Here is a 17,699-nt window from a genome sequence, read left to right as displayed (position 1 = left end):
TCAGAGACTGCGGAGATAAATATCCCCGCAGGTTTGAGTGTCATTTTTGGTGTTGTATAAATAAAATATTTATTATTTTTTCATCATGTAGCCGTAGGCGCGATTCCAGCCGTCTTCGTCTACTTGTAAATACACGCCTTGTAATTCTGGTGCAAAGCCAGGCAATAAATTGATGCTTTCTTCTAATGCCAGGAAATAACGTTGCGCTGCGCCACCCCAAACTTCCCCAGGAACGACACACAATACTCCCGGTGGGTAAGGAAGCGCGCCTTCTGCGGCAATACGACCTTCTGCTTTACATAATGGAACCAGCTCTACGTTGCCACGAACAAATTCAATATTGGCATCTTGCGGATTCATCATAACTTTCGGGAAATATTGTTTACGGAACATTTCTTTCTGCAATTGTTTTACGTCGTAGCTGACGTAAAGGTCGTGCATTTCCTGACACAGGCGGCCAATGGTGTAACCTTTATAACGGGCTTCATTATTGCGATAGACCGTTGGTAATACGTCGCACAACAAAGCATCTTCTTCAATGAAACGCTCGAATCGGGCGATTTGCGCAACCAGATGCTGCATTTTTGCCAGGTCTTCTGCAGGTGTTAATAAGAACAGAATTGAATTGAGGTCACATTTTTCTGGCACAATGCCATTTTCCCGCAGGAAATTAGCCAAAATAGTAGCTGGAATACCTGATTGAGTATATTCACCAGTATTGGTATCAATTCCTGGCGTGGTTAATAATAGCTTGCAAGGGTCAACAAAATATTGGGAAGCTTCATACCCTTCGAAAGCATGCCATTTCTCACCGGGAATAAAGTTAAAGAAACGCAAGTCTTGCGCCATGGTTTCAGTGTCATATTCTTGCCACGGTTTTCCGTCTACACTAACCGGAACGAAAGGCTTAATCATAGAACAGGTATTTAACAGCATTTTACGGGCTTCAATCCCGTTTTTAACACATTCCAACCACATACGGCGGCCGCTTTCCCCTTCATGCATTTTCGCATTGACATCCAGAGCGGCGAATAATGGATAGAATGGGCTGGTGGATGCATGAAGCATAAAGGCGTTATTAAAGCGTTTATGATTACAGTAACGATCCTGACCTTTAATATGTTTATCTTTTTTATGAATTTGCGACGTTTGAGAGAAGCCAGCCTGTTGTTTATGTACTGACTGGGTCACAATAATACCCGGATCGTTTTCGTTCAGCTCCAGTAATAATGGTGAACAATCCTTCATCATTGGAATAAATTGTTCGTAGCCAACCCAGGCGGAGTCGAACAGAATGTAATCGCATAAATGACCAATTTTATCGACAACCTGACGAGCGTTATAAATGGTGCCGTCGTAAGTTCCCAATTGAATAATTGCCAATCGGAAAGGACGAGGTGCATCAGCACGGTCAGGCGATACGCTACGTATTTGTTCACGCAGGTATTTTTCTTCAAAACAGTGGGCATCGATACCGCCGATAAAGCCAAACGGGTTACGAGCCGTTTCCAGATAAACTGGCGTTGCGCCAGCTTGAATTAAGGCACCGTGATGGTTAGATTTATGGTTATTACGGTCAAACAGAACCAGATCGCCACGGGCCAGAATCGCATTGGTTGCGACTTTATTAGAGGCTGAAGTCCCGTTAAGAACGAAATAGGTTTTATCGGCATTAAATACTTTTGCCGCGTGTTTCTGTGCATCGCAAGGCGCGCCTTCATGAATCAGCAAATCACCTAATTTGACATCAGCGTTACACATATCTGAACGGAAAATTGTTTCGCCATAAAAATCGAAGAATTGGCGACCTACCGGATGTTTGCGGAAGAATTGGCCGCCCTGATGACCCGGACAGGCGAAAGTAGAATTACCCATTTCAACGTATTTTGTTAGTGTGTTGAAAAATGGTGGTAATAGCTCATTTTCGTATTTTTCGGCAGCAGATTCTAATTGTTTACCGTAGAATCCGGTGTTGTCACCGCACAATTCAAATACGCCATTGAGGGAAGGCAATACATCATTATTTAGCTCTTCTTCGCAGCATACGGCAGCGAAAATAGGAATGTTAAACCCTAATTTATGAATGGAATCAATAACGCCATTATTTATATCTTGAACTGATAAAACCACCGCTGAAACATCGGTAAAATCAGTATGTAAAACATCAACAATTTCCCGCTGGGTTTCAAAACAAGAGATTGCTGAAGCACTTGCCGCAATATTTAATTTTTTCATTTTTGCTCTCTTTTATTTAGGGTGTATCAACCCGTCCAACTTGTAGGTGCGTTGGATTTCGTTTCATTAATTTTTTTGTATAGCAATCCACATCAATGACGTTGAGACATTAATTATTTGAAATGCTAATTTTCGCCTGCACTGTTTCTCACCTAAAAAATAGGCAAAGAATTTCTTAAGCCATTAAATCACGGCAAAAGTTCACATCACGAATTAATTGGATAAGTTAACGAACGATTTATTCCGACAGATGAAAAATGTAAATCTGTAGGTTAAGTAAATCGATAATTAAGCATCATTTTTGAAACAGACAATAGTTAACCGACGCCAAATGCATTCGCAATTTTCGCACAAGCTAAATATTGTGTTTATGACAATGACGATCCAATAAGTACGGATGTCATCGCAGGAGGGATATTATCTGTAATGGAAATAAGAGAAGTTAAAATAGCTACGATGAGCCGGCATCATAAGATGAGTTGTCCGCCTTATATGCGCCATCTTCTTGTTGTTATTTTCCATTTTCGTAACGTCTCTTTGTTTTTGAACAATGGGTTGATGCGGGCTATTCTAGCGATAACACTCATTCATTCCGTGATGTGCGTCACATTTTGTTCGGATTTTAAAATGTGTTTTGACTAAATCATGAATATATTTACTTCTTTATTCATCTATTTCGGTTTTTATGCGTTTTTATGATTATTTTCACGAGAGCGCAGTAAGTTATATTTAACATACCTGACACATAGAAATATCCTAATAGGTTTATTAATAGAATTGAGAGCGCACTCACCCGTAAATTGTTTTCTATTTGTTAATTCTGATTAATTAAATCTTAATCGAGATTTATCCCGTTTTTATGCATATAAATGCAAAATGGGTTTATATAAGAAATGATAGCTAAATCACTATTAGATACAATTTAGTTATGTCTTTCTGCTATTTCATCCACCGGATAACAGAACAATTAGTCCTGCCTGAAGGGAAATCTTGTCTGGCTCATTTCGCGTTTTGTGATCGGGTTCGGTTACACTGCAATGATAATACAGAGGAGCTCGCAGTGAATAATCCAGATGATTTACAGGTGATTAGCCAGTTTTTACTGAAGCAGCATGTGTTGACGCTGTGCGCAAGCCACGCGGGCGATATGTGGTGTGCCAACTGTTTTTATGTTTTTGAACCGCAGCAAATGGCGTTATTTCTAATGACGGAAGGCCATACTCGCCACGGTGAACTGATGCAGAAAAACCCTCAGGTGGTCGGCACTATTGCTACGCAGCCTCGCAGTGTAGCCTTGATTAAGGGAGTGCAGTACCGAGGAGAGATTAGTTTGCTAAGCGGTGATGACGATAAGTTGGCGCGTCAGCGTTACTGTCGGCGCTTTCCTATCGCAAAAGTAGCCTCTGCGCCGATCTGGCGGCTAAGTTTGCAAGATATCAAAATGACGAATAATACCTTGGGATTTGGCAAAAAGTTGTACTGGGTACGCGACTCCGCGTGAACCACCAAACATCTTGCTGGCTTTTGCCATAGTGCCATTTATTTCATTCGCGTATTGTCTTCACGGGAGCGTTGTCTCCATCCAAATATTATCTTTATCCGAATCGTGTTTTCATTTGGGTATTGTGGTGGAAAAGTATCCCCGTTGTTCTGGCACGATGTTTTCCCTGCGCGGTTTCTTCGATCCGGCTATTCTTATCTTATTCATGGGGTTAAGGAGATTTAATCGTGAAGGTTTTATTATTGGGCGCGAGCGGTCTGGTCGGTGGGGAACTATTAAGATTATTGCGGCTAGATGCCAGAATTAGCCACATCATTGCTCCTACGCGTAAGCCTTTGTCGGTAATGAATAAATTGACTAATCCACAGGCTGACGATATGAGTACTTTGCTGAAAACCTTAAGCGCTCCGGTAGATGCAGTTTTTTGCTGTCTGGGTACTACCCGTAAGCAGGCGGGGACTCAGGCGGCGTTTCGCGCAATAGATTATCGTTTAGTGGTAGAAACGGGGGAAACCGGCCTGCGACTGGGTGCGCGCCATTTGTTGGTGGTAAGCGCCATGGGGGCCAATCCGCATTCCTGGCTGCTTTACAGCAGAACCAAAGGTGAAGCGGAACGAGCGTTGAGTCAGCAAGGCTGGCCGCAACTCAGCATATTCCGGCCTTCTATGCTGACCGGTAAACGCCCGGTACCGCGTCTGACCGAACGTTTGACCGCGCCGCTGTTTGCAGTGCTACCGAAGAAATGGCGTTCAATTTCCGCAAAAAATGTGGCGCAGGCGATGTTGCAGCAGGCTTTTACGGTTGCTCACAGCGGCACCGTGATTATCGAATCGGATGCCATGCAGCCGGCGGGAAAAATTTCGGATAACCGATCTGCTTCCTAGAGTATGATCACCTGATTATCGTAGGCTGCGGCAACGCCGGCGGGCAGCAAGTTATTCATCAGCCAGCAATCCAACTGGTGGCTGACATGGGTGAGCAGGGTGTTTACCGGGCGTAATTGCCGGTGGATCTCCAAGGCCATGCTCACATCATTATGGTTGCGTGGAGCATTGGTTTGCGGCGGATGACTGCAATCCATCACCAGAAGATCTAACGGCAGCCGAGCCAGAAAAGCGGTGGTAGACTCTGGCAGACCGGCGGTATCGGTCAGATAGGCCAGCGTTCGGCGCGGACTTTGGTAGAGATAACCAAAGGTTGGTTTTGAGTGGTTGAGCGGCAGGGGCGTTATCTGTAAACCGGCGATGTCCAGCGGTTGAAAAGGAGTTAACGGCGGTTGGAAATCCAGTATTCCAGAGTGTTTGAACAGGTCGTCGCAGCCGTCGGCATCCGGCGGGCCGTAGACGGGAATTGGGCTGGAATAGCCCCAACGTAACGGAAATAACCCCTGAACGTGATCCATGTGATAATGTGTAAGCCAAAAACGCTGAATTTCGTCCGCAGAAAAACGCTCTCCTAACGTCGGTAAACCGGCATCAATAAAATGCGATTCTCCCTGATAACGCAGCATGGCGCTGCATGGACCACGCCGAAATCTGGGCTGCTGACAGGCGCGCTGGCAGGCTGGGCAATCGCAGCCGAATGCCGGAACCTGCTGTGCTCCGCCGGTTCCCAGAAGGGTTAGCTGCATTTTATTTTCCACTCATAAGCTCCTGCGAATGCGTATTTACCACCAGTTGAATCAGATTTTTCAGCCGGTGTAAGGTATCGGTTAGCGAACCATCATTATCTAGCCGTACACAATGGGCGGGTAAACGTTGCTGATAATGCGCAGCTCTTGCCAGACGTTGAGCGATTTGAGCCTCATCTTCGCGCCCACGCTGTAGTAAACGCTGCCGCAGAATTGCCGGAGACACCGCCAGGCAGACCGGCAGCAGTCGGTGCCCATAGCGTCGCTGAGCGTGGGAAAGATGCGCCCTTGAGCCATTGGCTACCACATCCAGCCCTTTTTCCAGCCACAGGTCTATTTCCGCGCCTAAGGCATAATGATGCTGATGTGCCTGCCAGCTTAAAGCAAACAGCCCCTGCGCCTGGCGCTGCAAGAATTCCTCCTCGCTCAGTGCAATATGATTTTCAGCACCGGCATCTGCTGGGCGAGTGATATAGCGGTGCGCTACCAGAATTTTATGTTGCTGGTCTTTGCGTAGCGCGGAAAGCAGGCAATCCTTGCCAGCGCCGGATGGCCCCATCAGATAGATTAAGTGCGCCATCAGAACACCCGAATGCCTTGACGCCAGACGTTTTGCACGTAGACGTGTTCGCCCTGATTTCTCGCCAAAACCAGATCCGCTCGCTTACCTTCTTCAATGACGCCGCGATCGGTTAATCCTAATGCGCGAGCCGGATTGCAGGTCACCAACGCTACCGCCTGTGGCAGAGAGAAATCGTTGCTTGCATCCTGAGCAATACGGAAAGCGGCATCCAGCAAACTGGCCGGATAGTAATCGGAAGAGAGTATATCCAACACGCCTAATGAGGCCAGCTTATGGGCGGCAACATTGCCGGAATGCGAGCCGCCGCGCACGATATTGGGCGCGCCCATCAGAACTTGCATACCGTGCTGATGAGAGGCTCGCGCCGCCGCTTCCGTTGTGGGAAATTCGGCAATAACGCTGCCTAGCGCCTGAGATTCAGCAACGTGCTCGGCGGTGGCATCATCGTGGCTGGCGAGAGAAATATTGCGCTGGCGGCAATGGGCTGCAATGGCACTGCGGTTTGGCGCCGCCCAGCGAGCAGATAGATTGATTTGTTCTTCTTCAAACTGCGCCATTTTTTCATCATTAAGATGATATTTGCCCTGATAGTATTCCCGATATTTTTCACGGGAGGCGAATTGACGCTGACCCGGCGAATGATTCATCAGGGAAACTAAAGATAGCTCGGGTTGATCCATCAGTTTTTCAAATAATGGCAGCGTGGTGTGGTGAGGCAATTCACAGCGTAAATGAATGCGATGTTCTGCCCGATTTAAACCAGCACGCTGACTATTCACCACCGCATTAATCATTTTCTGTAAATTCTCCAGCCGATGACCGCCGTCGCGCACATCGCCCACGGCCACCGCATCCAGCACCGTGGTCATACCGCTGGCAACCATGAGCGCATCGTGGCTGCTCATGGCAGAATGTGCGGGCCAGTCTACGTTGGGGCGCGGGGTGAAGAATTTGTCCAGATTATCGGTATGTAGCTCGATCAACCCAGGTAATAGCCAGCCATTGTCACCGTCAATGGCTTGAGGCAGTTGGCTGGGGCGATCGGTAAAACTGCGAATCATTCCGTCCTGGATCTCCAGCGATCCGGCTATCGTGCGATCTTGCAGAACCAGTTTCACATTATTGAGGATCATGCTGGGATCTCCTGAAGGGTGTCGAACTGGGGCGGCGTCATGATCTGCAAGCGATCGCTGACGTGCTGGCGTACGGCCTCATCATGGAAAATACCAACGATAGCCGCGCCTCGCTGTTTGGCTTCATCGATCAGGCTGACCACCGCAGCGCTGTTGACGTTATCCAGTGAAGCCGTTGGTTCATCCAGCAGCAAAATGGGGTAATCGACGATAAAACCGCGGGCAATATTCACACGCTGTTGTTCACCGCCGGAAAAGGTCGAAGGAGCCAGATGCCACAGACGTTCCGGCACATTTAAGCGAGTAAGTAATGATGCCGCCCGTTCCTGACAAATGTGGCGTTCAACGCCTAATTCCAGCAGCGGCTGCATCACGACATTCAGCGCACTGATACGCGGAATCACACGTAAAAACTGGCTGACCCAGCCCAGGGTGTGACGGCGAACCGCTAAAATCTGACGGGCTTCGGCATGCACCATATCGATCCATTCGCCCTGGTGTTTTATCCAAATATGGCCGCTGTCTGGCAAATAGTTGGCGTAAAGAGAGCGAAGCAACGTTGATTTTCCGCTGCCTGAATGGCCGTGCAGTACGACGCATTCACCGCTGTTTACCGCCAGTTCTGCCCGATGGAGTACCGGTAAGCGAATGCCCTGTTGCTGATGTAATACAAAGGTTTTACTGAGGTTTTCAACCCGTAATTGCTGATTCATTTTCTATTCCCGCAAAGGCCGAAGGGTGTCGCGTCAAGGTGTGCATCAGTTTTGCAGCACCGATGACACTAACAGTTGGGTATAGGCGTGATGCGGGTCGTCCAGCACCCGATCGGTTAAGCCACTCTCAATGACTTTCCCTTCTTTCATCACCAGCAGACGATGTGCCAGCAGGCGCGCGACGCCCAAATCATGGGTCACAATAACCACCGCCAACTGCATTTCCACGACCAGACTGCGCAGTAAATCCAGCAATCGCGCCTGAACTGAAACGTCCAACCCGCCAGTCGGTTCATCCATAAACACCAATTTTGGATGAGTCACTAAATTTCGGGCGATTTGCAGCCGTTGTTGCATGCCACCGGAAAACGTCGTCGGTAGATCGTCGAGGCGAGAAATCGGAATTTCGACGTCTTCCAGCCAGCGTCCGGCCTGTTGGCGAATCTCGCCGTAATGACGCTGGCCAATAGCCATTAAACGCTCGCCAATGTTGCCGCCCGCGGATACCTGCGGGCGCAGACCGTCGAGAGGATGCTGGTGAACCACGCCCCAATCGGTACGTAACAGGCGGCGACGCTGGCTTTCTGCCATCGCGTACAGATCTTGTTCTTGCTGCCCGTCGGGTCGATAAATGATTTGTCCCTGTTGGGGAGCCAGTCGCGCGGAAATGGATTTTAGCAGCGTGGTTTTCCCCGATCCGGATTCACCGACAATCCCCAGAACCTCACCGGGATAGAGCTGAAAAGACACATCGCTAAAACCTTTGCCCGGCGCATATAAATGGGTCAGATTTTCCACTGAAAGTAACGGAGTCGCGGCCAGTTGTGCAGGTTTCATCAGGCATTCACCTCGGATTGGCTGGCCGCAGCGGTATCGCTAAGCTGTTGTTGGCAATAATCGGTATCGGAACATACAAACATACGATTGCCGAGATCATCCAACACCACTTCATCCAGATAACTGTGGTGAGAGCCGCATAGGGCACAGGGTTCGTCCCATTGCTGAACGGTAAAGGGATGATCGTCAAAATCGAGGCTTTCCACTTTGGTAAACGGCGGAAGGGCATAAATACGCTTTTCCCTGCCTGCGCCAAATAGCTGTAATGCTGGCATCATATGCATCTTCGGATTATCAAATTTGGGAATAGGAGATGGGTCCATAACGTAGCGATCGTTCACCTTCACCGGATAGGCGTAGGTAGTGGCAATATGGCCGTAACGGGCGATATCTTCATACAATTTCACCTGCATCACGCCGTATTCTTCCAGCGCATGCATTTTGCGGGTTTCGGTTTCCCGCGGCTCGATAAAGCGCAGTGGTTCAGGAATGGGAACCTGAAAGATCAGAATTTGATCCTCCGCCAGCAAGGTTTCCGGAATGCGGTGGCGAGTCTGGATCAAAGTGGCATCGGTAGTTTTTTCCGTGGTGGCTACGCCGCTGACCCGCTGGAAGAAGTGGCGGATAGAAACCGCGTTTGTGGTGTCATCGGCTCCCTGATCGATCACTTTCAGGACGTCGCAGCGGCCAATCACGCTGGCGGTGAGCTGAATACCGCCGGTGCCCCAGCCATAAGGCATCGGCATTTCTCTGCCGCCGAACGGCACTTGATAACCGGGAATGGCTACGGCTTTCAGAATGGCTCTGCGAATCATGCGCTTGGTTTGTTCGTCCAGATAACCCAGATTGTAACCGGTGAGAACCTCAGTCATGGTGCGGCTCCTGATGTTCGGCCCGATACTCGCTGCGCAGGCGTTTCAGCAGTTCAAGTTCGGCCTGAAAATCAACGTAATGAGGTAATTTAAGATGGGAAACAAAGCCAGCGGCTTCGACGTTATCAGCGTGAGACAGTACAAATTCTTCGTCCTGCGCCGGGCTGGCGATGCTTTCCCCGTATTGCTGGGTTTGCAGGGCGCGATCCACCAAGGCCATCGACATGGCTTTCCGCTCCGCTCGACCAAACACCAGGCCGTAACCGCGGGTAAAATGCGGTGGACGATCTTCGGGATCGACAAACCCGTTAACCATTTCGCACTCGGTCAGCAGGATTTCGCCAATATCAATGGTAAACCCCAGCTCCTCTGGCGCGATCGACACCGTCAAATAACCGCTGCGGATCTCGCCGGCAAAGGGATGCGTACGGCCATAGCCGCGCTGGGTGGAATAGCTCAGCGCCAGCAAAAAACCTTCGTCGCCGCGTACCAATTGCTGCAAACGCGCAGAGCGATTGCAAGGGAAAACCGGCGGATTGCGGGTGATATCGTCGGGCTGTTGCCCGTCGTCTTGTTCCATTAATGCAAGCTGTTCCTGTACTAATAAATCAGACACATGGGCGCAGTTCTCCGGTAGCGCTTCTCCACCTTTGGGCGCAGCAGGCACATCGCCTGAGGCCAGCAGGGCGAAATCCAGCAGGCGATGGGTGTAATCGTAAGTCGGGCCAAGAACTTGTCCGCCGGGCAGATCTTTGTAAATTGCCGAGATCCGCCGCTCCAGACGCATATTGGCAGTATTCAGCGGCTGGCTGACGGCAAGGCGAGGCAACGTCGTACGGTAGGCGCGCAGCAGGAAGATCGCTTCCACCAGATCGCCTCCGGCCTGTTTGATCGCCAGCGCGGCCAGTTCAGGATCGTAAATTCCGCCTTCTGTCATTACCCGATCCACCGCCAGACCCAGTTGTTGCTCGATCTGCTCGCAGTCGATCGCCGGGATTTTTGGATCACCGCGTCGCTGGTGAGCCAAGAGTTGATGGGCGGCCTCGATGGCTTTTTCGCCCCCTTTTACGGCTACGTACATCAGCGCACCTCTACTTGGGTTGTTCGGGGAATGGCCATCAGATCTTCTCCACAGGCCAATAGGACATCCATTCCGGTGGGGAAAGTATTTGGCCGATTAATCAGATAGTTCAGTATCGCCGCAGGTAGGTGAGGAGCGATTTGACGCTGTTCTTCAATGCCGGGCCCACGCAGGTGTAATGGCGTGCCTTGTTGCAGGTTATCGACCTGAATAATCAGCGTAACGGAAAGCTCCGGCGACACTTCATCGCCCGTCGGGCAGATCTCCAACTGCTCAGCGGCTATGTGGTGACGAAATACCGCGAAAACCGCCTGCTGAGTGGCGATAGCTTCCGGCGCGCCGGTATGAAAACGTAGGTTTTGCCGAATCAAATCGTTATTTAAATCGCCATCCAGATAAACGGCGGTTTCCTGATCTGCCAGCGTCAGCAACACGCTGGTTGCCGCTGGGTTAAGTTCTTTCCAGCCCTGACGATGCGGCAGAGTGACCTGTATACCCGGTTCGCTGAGCGCTTTGAGGATTTGGCGAAAGGCGCGTTGGGAATCGTCAATGGGTTGATCAAAATGATTAAGCAGTGTCATCAGTCTTCTCCTCGCACTAAAGTGAAGAAGTCCACCCGGCTGGTGGCAATGGCGCGAGCCCGCTGCTGGTGGCGCTCTTGCTGCAATGCTGCCAGTGGGGTAATCACCGTTTTTTGCAGCAATTCGTGCAGCGCAGTTTGCTGTAGCAGGGCATCCAACAGCGCGCAGCGTTCGGCATGGGGTTTATTGCGTCCGGCAATGTAGCTATAACCATAAATTTCATCGTTTTCTTCCAGCCTGACTACCGCGCGAGTGATGGTCATGTCTCCGAGAATAAAGCGTTTCCCGGTAGCGCCCATTCTGGCCTGTAGCTGGTTTAGGCCGATTTCTGGCGCGCGGATAACCTGATAGCGCGGGCTGAGATTCAGCGTCTGCCAGTGAGCGAGCAGATCTTCCGGTTGGCTGTGAGCCAATACTGACATCCAGCCCTGCCGGGTAGAGTTACTTTCCATTTAATGCTCCATGGTCAGTTCGATCATGTCGGCACGGGTCAGGCTGACGGAGTACTCCGCAACCTTATTGCTACCGGCATGAATATTCAGAGTACGCACACACAGCAGAGGCGCGTGGGTGGCTATTTCCAGCAGACGGCTTTCTTTCGCCTGCGCGCGACGAGCGCTGATACGGGTCTGACTTCGGTTGAGGGATTGGCCCAATTGCTGGCTAATGAACTGATGCAAAGAGCCGGAGGAAAACTGCTGTAGCACTGGCCACCAGGTGAGATCGGGCAGATAGTGATCGATTACGCACACCGGCACGCCGTTAACCCGACGCAAAGTGCGTAGGTGAATCACATGTTCCCCTTCGAGCAGCGACAGCGCTTTGGCGATGTGATCGGTGCAAGGACGTAGCACCGCCAGCAACCGCTCGCTGGTGGGATCGCTGCCCTGTTGTAGCAGGTTTTGGCTGAATCTGGCCTGAGCGTGCAGCGGGTAATCGTAAGGGCGCATGAGCACCAAAATGCCAATACCCTGACGGCGCTGTAGCCAGCCGCGCTGCACCAGCTCATCTACCGCCCGACGCAGAGTATGGCGGTTAACCTGATAGCGATCCGCTAACTGTTGCTCAGAGGGCAGATAATCGCCGCAGCGATAGTTACCGCGCAGTTCTTGCTCCAACTGGGCGGCAATTTGCTGATAGCGGGTGGGAAAACTGGTCGGTTGTCTAGATAACTGCATGGCGGGTATAACCTCCATCAATGTAATAAGCCCAATCCCCTTTGCTGAACAATGTAGTGGAAGATGGGTAAGCGAAATCATGGGTTGGCTTCATGGAATTTACTCATCAACGATCTGCCAACTATGCTGGCAAGCTTTAATGACAGTTCGGTTATGCTCAGATGGCATAACGATGAATCTTTTTAGTTACGGGAAGAAGGAAGGAGACAAAAGAGGAAGTTTGTCAACGCTGAGAGGAAGATGAGTGATTTCATACGCATACTTTTTCTGTATGAAAAAACATCAAATAGATTAAAAATAAACACTCTGTTAACTGGAATGAAATATAAGTGCCTCTTACAATTAATTAGCGCCGCCTTGGCGTTATCAACGTAGGGGGTTGCATTATGTGCCCTAAAAATCTCGGCCGTTTGAGCAAAATAAGCCTGGCGATCCTCCTGGCTTGCTCATTGGCGGCATGTAGTGGGAGCGGTGGTGGCTCCAGCAACACCGCGAAAGGTAGTAGTGGTCAGACAACGGGTAGTACCGCCAGCGGTACGGCAACTAACGGCGGATTACTCGGCGGCGTCACTAATACGCTAACGGGTAACGCAGGGGCAAGCACTAACACCGCCACAAACGGTGGGTTATTAGGAACAACAATACTTAATAAATAACAGAACCTATTACGCTCCCCTGAAGCATTGGGGAGCGCTTCTTTTGCTCCATAATAAATTTATGCGCAAATGCAAATAAGGAAATGGACGATGAAGAACAGAATTTGGCTGTTTTTTTTATTCATTGCCGTGGCAGAAAATACCTTAGCAAATACCGTCCCGATGTTAATCGATCAAAATAACCCTTCAAGACTCGCGCGTGAAATACCCAAACCCCAACCGGCCAGACCGCAGCCTCCCGCGTTAAACACGCCAGCCCCTTCTCATGCGTTAACGCTAGATACACTCATAGACGTTCGCCATTTGGATTTCATTGGCGGCACTCGCTACGATGCTAAAACATTGCTGGCCCCTTTTGCTCCTTATATTGGGAAGAAGGTGCCGCTAAAGAATTTGATGGTTGCTACTCAGGCTATTACCAAATTATATCAACAGGATGGTTATGTATTATCCTACGCCTATTTACCGGCAGATAATTTTAATAACGGTACATTAAAAATAGGATTGGTTGAGGGATATATTGGCAATACGCTAATTAAAAGTGATAACGCCGCATTGGGGCGTTGGCTAACCAAATTATCCAAGCGCATTATGGCTGATAAGCCTCTCACCAAAGAGGTTTTCGAACGCTATACCATTTTAATGAGCAGAACGCCGGACGCGAAGGTTACCGCCACGGCGAAAAATCCTAACAATATCTACGGCGCTACGGTTTTGGAAGTTAAGGCCGATCATCCGCGTAGCTGGAATGTCAGCACCGCGCTGGATAGTCGTAAAGGCGTATATACCGGTGTACTCAATGCCACTTTTAGCGGTTTTACCGGTTATGGCGAACAGTTGGGCGTCGCGACACTATTGCCTATCAATAATAAAGATAACGATCGTTATCTAGGGCTGAACTACCAACAATATTTGGGTGATAACGGCCTGCTGATGCAGTTGAAAGGCAGTTACTATAAACAGAATCCTAAAGACTACACCGATGTTCTGACTTTGCAGCCGGACAATATTACCCTGTCAGCGCGCGCGGAGCAGACCCAATATAACGGCGGGGTAGTTTTCAGTTATCCACTGTATCTAACGCAGAAGAAACAATGGACGGTTAGCGGCGGTCTGGATTATGTGGATAAAAGCTACGATCTGAAATCCCGCGCCCGATTCAATAACTTCAATAATCAATTACGGGATTTGCCGGATCAAAATCAGAGTATGCATTACCCGGCGGCAGAAGTGGCGTTGTTGGGCTATCGGGAATATACCCAGGCTTATTGGAGTACCCGCTTTAGCGTTCGACAAGGGATTAACGGCGCGCTGGCAAGCAGCTCTACGCCTTGGGGGGATTTAGGATTCACTCGCTGGAAAGTGAATGGAGATACCGCCTATTTGTTCGCGGAGAAATGGCGTTTAAGCGCGTCGGCAGAAGGGGATTGGTCGGATAATGTGTTACCGGAAGCGGAACAGGCAACTTTTGGCGGGCTGCGTTATGGCCGCGGTTATCCTGATAGTGAGGCCACCGGTGACTATGGCTACGGCGGGCAGGTGGAAATGCGCTATATCCATAATCGGGAGGGGCAATGGCTGAAAACCATTCAGCCTTATATGCTGGTGGATACGGCCAGAACCTTCTTCAATACGCCGCAGCTACCGGCGAAGAAATTGGCGTCTTATGCCGTGGGCGTCACTTTTGGCGATAACAAACATTATTCTTTCTCACTGGAAGGCGCGCGGCCAATCGGCGATGTCCCAAGCGATAGTACTCGCCGTGACTGGCGTTTTAACGCCACCTTCACCTATAACTTTGCTAACTGATTTTTACATTATGATGGTGTGAGGAATGCTTCCGCGTAGTGTCAGCGGAGGCACAGTTTTATCGAGGTTTAACGCAGTTTATGCACGATTTGATTACTGCTGCCACGCCAAATTAGCGAGGGATCTTTGAGACCCTGCACAAATTTCCCGTCGATCAATACATTTATCAAATCCACCACTTCGCGCTGTTCATTGCTTAACTCAGCCAATTCGTAGCCAGTCCATAACCAGATATCTTTATTATCGCATTCGGCATGCACACGCTTAACCAGTGACAAAATAGCGGAGAGATTTTCTGGATGCAGCGGATCGCCTCCGGACAGGGATAACCCTTGGCGGCGGATGCGGGTGTCATTCAGATCCGCAATGATCTGGTCTTCCATCTGTATTGTGAATGGCTTGCCGGAATTGAGCCGCCAGGTGCTCTTGTTATAGCAGCCGGGGCATTGGTGTACACAGCCGGAAACAAACAGCGTACAGCGGGTTCCGGGGCCATTAATCACATCGACAGGATAGTATTGATGATAATTGATGATCTTTGTCCGACGTTAGTTGGTTAGATTTTCAGGGCGACCTATTGGCCGCCCGAATACTCTTAAATACTGACTGGATTAACCCAACTGGCCATTGGCCAGATGTTTAACCCGGCGCTTCACTTCTTCCTGCTTCCCGGCGTTGAACGGACGCGCATCCGGACTTCCCAAATAGCCACACACCCGGCGCGTCACCGAGACTTTGGACGGCTCGTGATTACCGCATTTCGGGCAGGTAAAACCTTTGCTGGTGCAGGAAAACTCACCGGTAAAACCGCATTCGTAGCATTCATCAATAGGTGTGTTGGTGCCGTAATAAGGCACGCGGTGATAGCTGTAATCCCATACGTCTTCTAGCGCTTTCAGGTTGTGCTGTAGGTTTGGATATTCGCCGTAGCAAATAAAACCGCCGTTCGCCAACGGTGGATAAGGGGCTTCAAAATCCAGTTTATCGTAAGGATTAACCTTCTTTTCCACGTCCAGATGGAAGCTGTTGGTGTAATAACCTTTGTCAGTAACGCCTGGAACAATGCCGAATTCGGCAGTATCCAAACGGCAGAAGCGGTCACACAGGTTTTCACTCGGCGTACTGTAAAGGCTAAAGGCGTAGCCGGTTTCATCTTTCCAGCTATCGGTTGCATCTTTCAGATGGGAAACGATGGCGATAGCTTTGTCACGCAGTTGCTGATCGTCAAAGACGTGGGTTTGATTGCCAAATAGCGCGTTAACCGTTTCGTGAATACCTATATAGCCCAAAGAAATGGAAGCTCGGCCATTTTTAAATATTTCTGCAATATTATCATCGGCTTGTAGTCTAACGCCGCAGGCTCCTTCCATATATAAAATAGGCGCAACCCGAGCTTTGATACCTTCCAGACGAGCAATACGTGTCATCAGGGCTTTTTTCGCCAGCGACAGACGCTCATCCAGTAACTGCCAGAAGCGAGCTTCATCGCCTCGGGATTCCAGCGCGATACGCGGCAGGTTCAGGCTGATAACGCCCAAATTGTTGCGGCCATCGTGGATTTCTTTGCCATTCTCTTCATAAACGCCGAGGAAGCTGCGGCAACCCATTGGCGTCTTAAATGAACCTGTAACTTTAACTACCTGATCGTAATTAAGAATGTCTGGGTACATACGTTTGGTCGCGCATTCCAAAGCCAGTTGTTTAATATCGTAATTTGGATCGCCAAACTTATAGTTCAGGCCGTCGCGGATGGCAAACACCAGTTTAGGGAACACGGCGGTTTTCCGGTTTTTACCCAGGCCGGCAATGCGATTACGCAAGATTGCCTGCTGGATCATTCGGGATTCCCAACTGGTTCCCAGACCAAAACCGAAGGTCACAAACGGGGTTTGTCCGTTGGCGGTATGCAGAGTATTCACTTCGTATTCCAGTGATTGGAAAGCGTCGTGACACTCTTTTTCGGTACGCGCCATGGCGTAGCCTTTCGCATCTGGAATTGCCCATTCTTCGGCTATACGCTGGTGTTTGTTGTAACTGGCGGTCACAAAGGGAGCCAGAATTTCATCAATTCGGTTGATGGTTGTACCGCCATAAATATGGCTGGCAACCTGAGCGATGATTTGGGCGGTCACCGCCGTCGCGGTAGAAATTGATTTTGGTGGCTCGATTTCAGCGTTACCCATTTTAAAGCCTTGGGTCAGCATGCCGTCCAAATCGATCAACATACAGTTGAACATTGGGAAGAAAGGCGAGTAATCCAGATCGTGATAATGAATTTCGCCGCGTTCGTGAGCCAGCACCACATCTCGCGGTAAAATATGCTGTTTAGCGTAGTGTTTCGCCACAATACCGGCGAGCAGATCCCGCTGAGTCGGAATCACTTTACTGTCTTTATTGGCGTTTTCGTTAAGCAGCGCCATATTGCTTTGCTCTACTAAACCACGAATTTCCTGATTCAGGCGACCGCGTAATTCTCGTGACACATCGCGATCGTGGCGGTATTCAATATAGGCGCGCGCCAGCTGTTTATAATCACCGGCCATCAGCTGATTTTCGACCGCGTTTTGAATTTCGCGGATATCGACCTGCGTTTGGTTTTCCATTTTTTGAGCGACCACGCGGGCGACGGTGGCACAATAATCCGCGTCTACCACGCCGACAGCCAGAGCTGCACGCTCCACGGCTTCTTTAATGCGCACCTCGTCAAAAGGTACCTGACAACCGTCCCGCTTAATCACTACTGGTTTCACGATGTGACTCCTGTTTCCCGTTATGCAGGGTTATCCACAAGGCAATCCCACAGCTGGAAAGGGCTGCGGAGGAATGTGGATGACACTGTGGATAACTACTATATATAGGTGTTTTGCTTTTGATAGACACTATATATGGG

The 17,699-nt window shown here is 49.6% G+C and carries 18 protein-coding genes; 4 read left to right on the top strand and 14 right to left on the bottom strand.

Annotated features, from left to right (window positions below; all coding sequences use genetic code 11):
- Positions 1–72: 72 nt before the first annotated feature.
- Positions 73–2,235, bottom strand: coding sequence for an ornithine decarboxylase SpeF (gene speF / locus DBA33_RS09610; RefSeq protein WP_064516158.1), 2,163 nt, complete (start codon positions 2,233–2,235; stop codon positions 73–75).
- A gap of 417 nt (positions 2,236–2,652) precedes the next feature.
- Positions 2,653–2,757 (bottom strand): leader peptide SpeFL, encoded by a 105-nt coding sequence (gene speFL / locus DBA33_RS09605; protein ID WP_115175270.1) that lies wholly within the window; start codon positions 2,755–2,757, stop codon positions 2,653–2,655.
- 538 nt (positions 2,758–3,295) lie between these two features.
- On the opposite strand from speFL, the gene DBA33_RS09600 reads away from it, so the two are divergent.
- Together DBA33_RS09600 and DBA33_RS09595 are read left to right on the top strand one after the other, a co-directional pair.
- Positions 3,296–3,736: a YhbP family protein gene (locus DBA33_RS09600; protein ID WP_064516160.1), complete on the top strand. Its 441-nt coding sequence runs from the start codon at positions 3,296–3,298 to the stop codon at positions 3,734–3,736.
- A gap of 224 nt (positions 3,737–3,960) precedes the next feature.
- Positions 3,961–4,620, top strand: a complete 660-nt coding sequence (locus DBA33_RS09595) for an NAD(P)H-binding protein (protein WP_064516162.1) — start codon at positions 3,961–3,963, stop codon at positions 4,618–4,620.
- Here the strand turns inward: DBA33_RS09595 and phnP are convergent.
- The 10 genes from phnP to phnF are packed head-to-tail and all read right to left on the bottom strand — an operon-like array spanning position 4,617 to position 12,344.
- On the bottom strand, positions 4,617–5,366 hold the full coding sequence (phnP, locus tag DBA33_RS09590) for a phosphonate metabolism protein PhnP (RefSeq protein WP_120806365.1): 750 nt from the start codon (positions 5,364–5,366) through the stop codon (positions 4,617–4,619). The two genes, DBA33_RS09595 and phnP, sit on opposite strands and share 4 nt — an antisense overlap.
- 1 nt (position 5,367) lies before the next feature.
- Positions 5,368–5,946, bottom strand: coding sequence for a ribose 1,5-bisphosphokinase (phnN, locus tag DBA33_RS09585; RefSeq protein WP_064516164.1), 579 nt, complete (start codon positions 5,944–5,946; stop codon positions 5,368–5,370).
- Complete coding sequence (phnM, locus tag DBA33_RS09580) at positions 5,946–7,082, bottom strand: alpha-D-ribose 1-methylphosphonate 5-triphosphate diphosphatase (protein WP_120806333.1); 1,137 nt, start codon at positions 7,080–7,082, stop codon at positions 5,946–5,948. Before phnM ends, phnN begins: the two co-directional genes overlap by 1 nt.
- Complete coding sequence (phnL, locus tag DBA33_RS09575; RefSeq protein WP_064516168.1) at positions 7,079–7,795, bottom strand: phosphonate C-P lyase system protein PhnL; 717 nt, start codon at positions 7,793–7,795, stop codon at positions 7,079–7,081. Before phnL ends, phnM begins: the two co-directional genes overlap by 4 nt.
- Positions 7,796–7,840: 45 nt before the next feature.
- A complete protein-coding gene (gene phnK / locus DBA33_RS09570) occupies positions 7,841–8,632 on the bottom strand; it encodes a phosphonate C-P lyase system protein PhnK (RefSeq protein WP_064516170.1) in 792 nt (263 codons plus the stop codon).
- The gene (locus DBA33_RS09565) at positions 8,632–9,504 is read right to left on the bottom strand and encodes an alpha-D-ribose 1-methylphosphonate 5-phosphate C-P-lyase PhnJ (protein ID WP_064516172.1); all 873 of its coding nucleotides are present in this window, start codon (positions 9,502–9,504) and stop codon (positions 8,632–8,634) included. Before DBA33_RS09565 ends, phnK begins: the two co-directional genes overlap by 1 nt.
- Positions 9,497–10,585, bottom strand: a complete 1,089-nt coding sequence (locus DBA33_RS09560) for a carbon-phosphorus lyase complex subunit PhnI (RefSeq protein WP_120806332.1) — start codon at positions 10,583–10,585, stop codon at positions 9,497–9,499. Before DBA33_RS09560 ends, DBA33_RS09565 begins: the two co-directional genes overlap by 8 nt.
- Complete coding sequence (gene phnH / locus DBA33_RS09555) at positions 10,585–11,166, bottom strand: phosphonate C-P lyase system protein PhnH (RefSeq protein ID WP_064516176.1); 582 nt, start codon at positions 11,164–11,166, stop codon at positions 10,585–10,587. The genes DBA33_RS09560 and phnH overlap by 1 nt, the downstream gene beginning before the upstream one ends.
- The gene (phnG, locus tag DBA33_RS09550) at positions 11,166–11,618 is read right to left on the bottom strand and encodes a phosphonate C-P lyase system protein PhnG (RefSeq protein ID WP_064516178.1); all 453 of its coding nucleotides are present in this window, start codon (positions 11,616–11,618) and stop codon (positions 11,166–11,168) included. The genes phnH and phnG overlap by 1 nt, the downstream gene beginning before the upstream one ends.
- Positions 11,619–12,344 (bottom strand): phosphonate metabolism transcriptional regulator PhnF, encoded by a 726-nt coding sequence (gene phnF / locus DBA33_RS09545; protein WP_064516180.1) that lies wholly within the window; start codon positions 12,342–12,344, stop codon positions 11,619–11,621.
- A 386-nt stretch (positions 12,345–12,730) separates the two neighbouring features.
- Between phnF and DBA33_RS09540 the strand changes: the two genes are divergently transcribed.
- Together DBA33_RS09540 and DBA33_RS09535 are read left to right on the top strand one after the other, a co-directional pair.
- A complete protein-coding gene (locus DBA33_RS09540) occupies positions 12,731–13,000 on the top strand; it encodes a hypothetical protein (RefSeq protein WP_162975193.1) in 270 nt (89 codons plus the stop codon).
- 90 nt (positions 13,001–13,090) lie between these two features.
- The gene (locus DBA33_RS09535) at positions 13,091–14,809 is read left to right on the top strand and encodes a POTRA domain-containing protein (protein WP_064516184.1); all 1,719 of its coding nucleotides are present in this window, start codon (positions 13,091–13,093) and stop codon (positions 14,807–14,809) included.
- Positions 14,810–14,877: 68 nt separating this feature from the next.
- Here DBA33_RS09535 and nrdG read toward each other — a convergent pair whose 3' ends face one another.
- A complete protein-coding gene (gene nrdG / locus DBA33_RS09530) occupies positions 14,878–15,342 on the bottom strand; it encodes an anaerobic ribonucleoside-triphosphate reductase-activating protein (RefSeq protein ID WP_064516186.1) in 465 nt (154 codons plus the stop codon).
- A gap of 78 nt (positions 15,343–15,420) precedes the next feature.
- Positions 15,421–17,559 (bottom strand): anaerobic ribonucleoside-triphosphate reductase, encoded by a 2,139-nt coding sequence (nrdD, locus tag DBA33_RS09525; protein WP_064516189.1) that lies wholly within the window; start codon positions 17,557–17,559, stop codon positions 15,421–15,423.
- Between the last annotated feature and the right edge of the window lie 140 nt (positions 17,560–17,699).

This window comes from Yersinia sp. IP36721 (genome assembly GCF_003634395.1).
In the GTDB taxonomy this organism is placed as follows: Bacteria; Pseudomonadota; Gammaproteobacteria; order Enterobacterales; family Enterobacteriaceae; genus Yersinia; species Yersinia entomophaga.
This window is presented reverse-complemented; position numbering and strand designations above follow the sequence as displayed.

Bases quoted from the DNA above. Each gene is read 5' to 3' on its own strand.
- phnN (WP_064516164.1), bottom strand. From the start codon at position 5,946: ATGGCGCACTTAATCTATCTGATGGGGCCATCCGGCGCTGGCAAGGAT.
- phnM (WP_120806333.1), bottom strand. From the start codon at position 7,082: ATGATCCTCAATAATGTGAAACTGGTTCTGCAAGATCGCACGATAGCC.
- speFL (WP_115175270.1), bottom strand. From the start codon at position 2,757: ATGGAAAATAACAACAAGAAGATGGCGCATATAAGGCGGACAACTCAT.
- DBA33_RS09535 (WP_064516184.1), top strand. From the start codon at position 13,091: ATGAAGAACAGAATTTGGCTGTTTTTTTTATTCATTGCCGTGGCAGAA.
- phnF (WP_064516180.1), bottom strand. From the start codon at position 12,344: ATGCAGTTATCTAGACAACCGACCAGTTTTCCCACCCGCTATCAGCAA.
- phnK (WP_064516170.1), bottom strand. From the start codon at position 8,632: ATGAAACCTGCACAACTGGCCGCGACTCCGTTACTTTCAGTGGAAAAT.
- phnH (WP_064516176.1), bottom strand. From the start codon at position 11,166: ATGACACTGCTTAATCATTTTGATCAACCCATTGACGATTCCCAACGC.
- speF (WP_064516158.1), bottom strand. From the start codon at position 2,235: ATGAAAAAATTAAATATTGCGGCAAGTGCTTCAGCAATCTCTTGTTTT.
- phnG (WP_064516178.1), bottom strand. From the start codon at position 11,618: ATGGAAAGTAACTCTACCCGGCAGGGCTGGATGTCAGTATTGGCTCAC.
- DBA33_RS09560 (WP_120806332.1), bottom strand. From the start codon at position 10,585: ATGTACGTAGCCGTAAAAGGGGGCGAAAAAGCCATCGAGGCCGCCCAT.
- DBA33_RS09565 (WP_064516172.1), bottom strand. From the start codon at position 9,504: ATGACTGAGGTTCTCACCGGTTACAATCTGGGTTATCTGGACGAACAA.
- phnL (WP_064516168.1), bottom strand. From the start codon at position 7,795: ATGAATCAGCAATTACGGGTTGAAAACCTCAGTAAAACCTTTGTATTA.
- DBA33_RS09540 (WP_162975193.1), top strand. From the start codon at position 12,731: ATGTGCCCTAAAAATCTCGGCCGTTTGAGCAAAATAAGCCTGGCGATC.
- phnP (WP_120806365.1), bottom strand. From the start codon at position 5,366: ATGCAGCTAACCCTTCTGGGAACCGGCGGAGCACAGCAGGTTCCGGCA.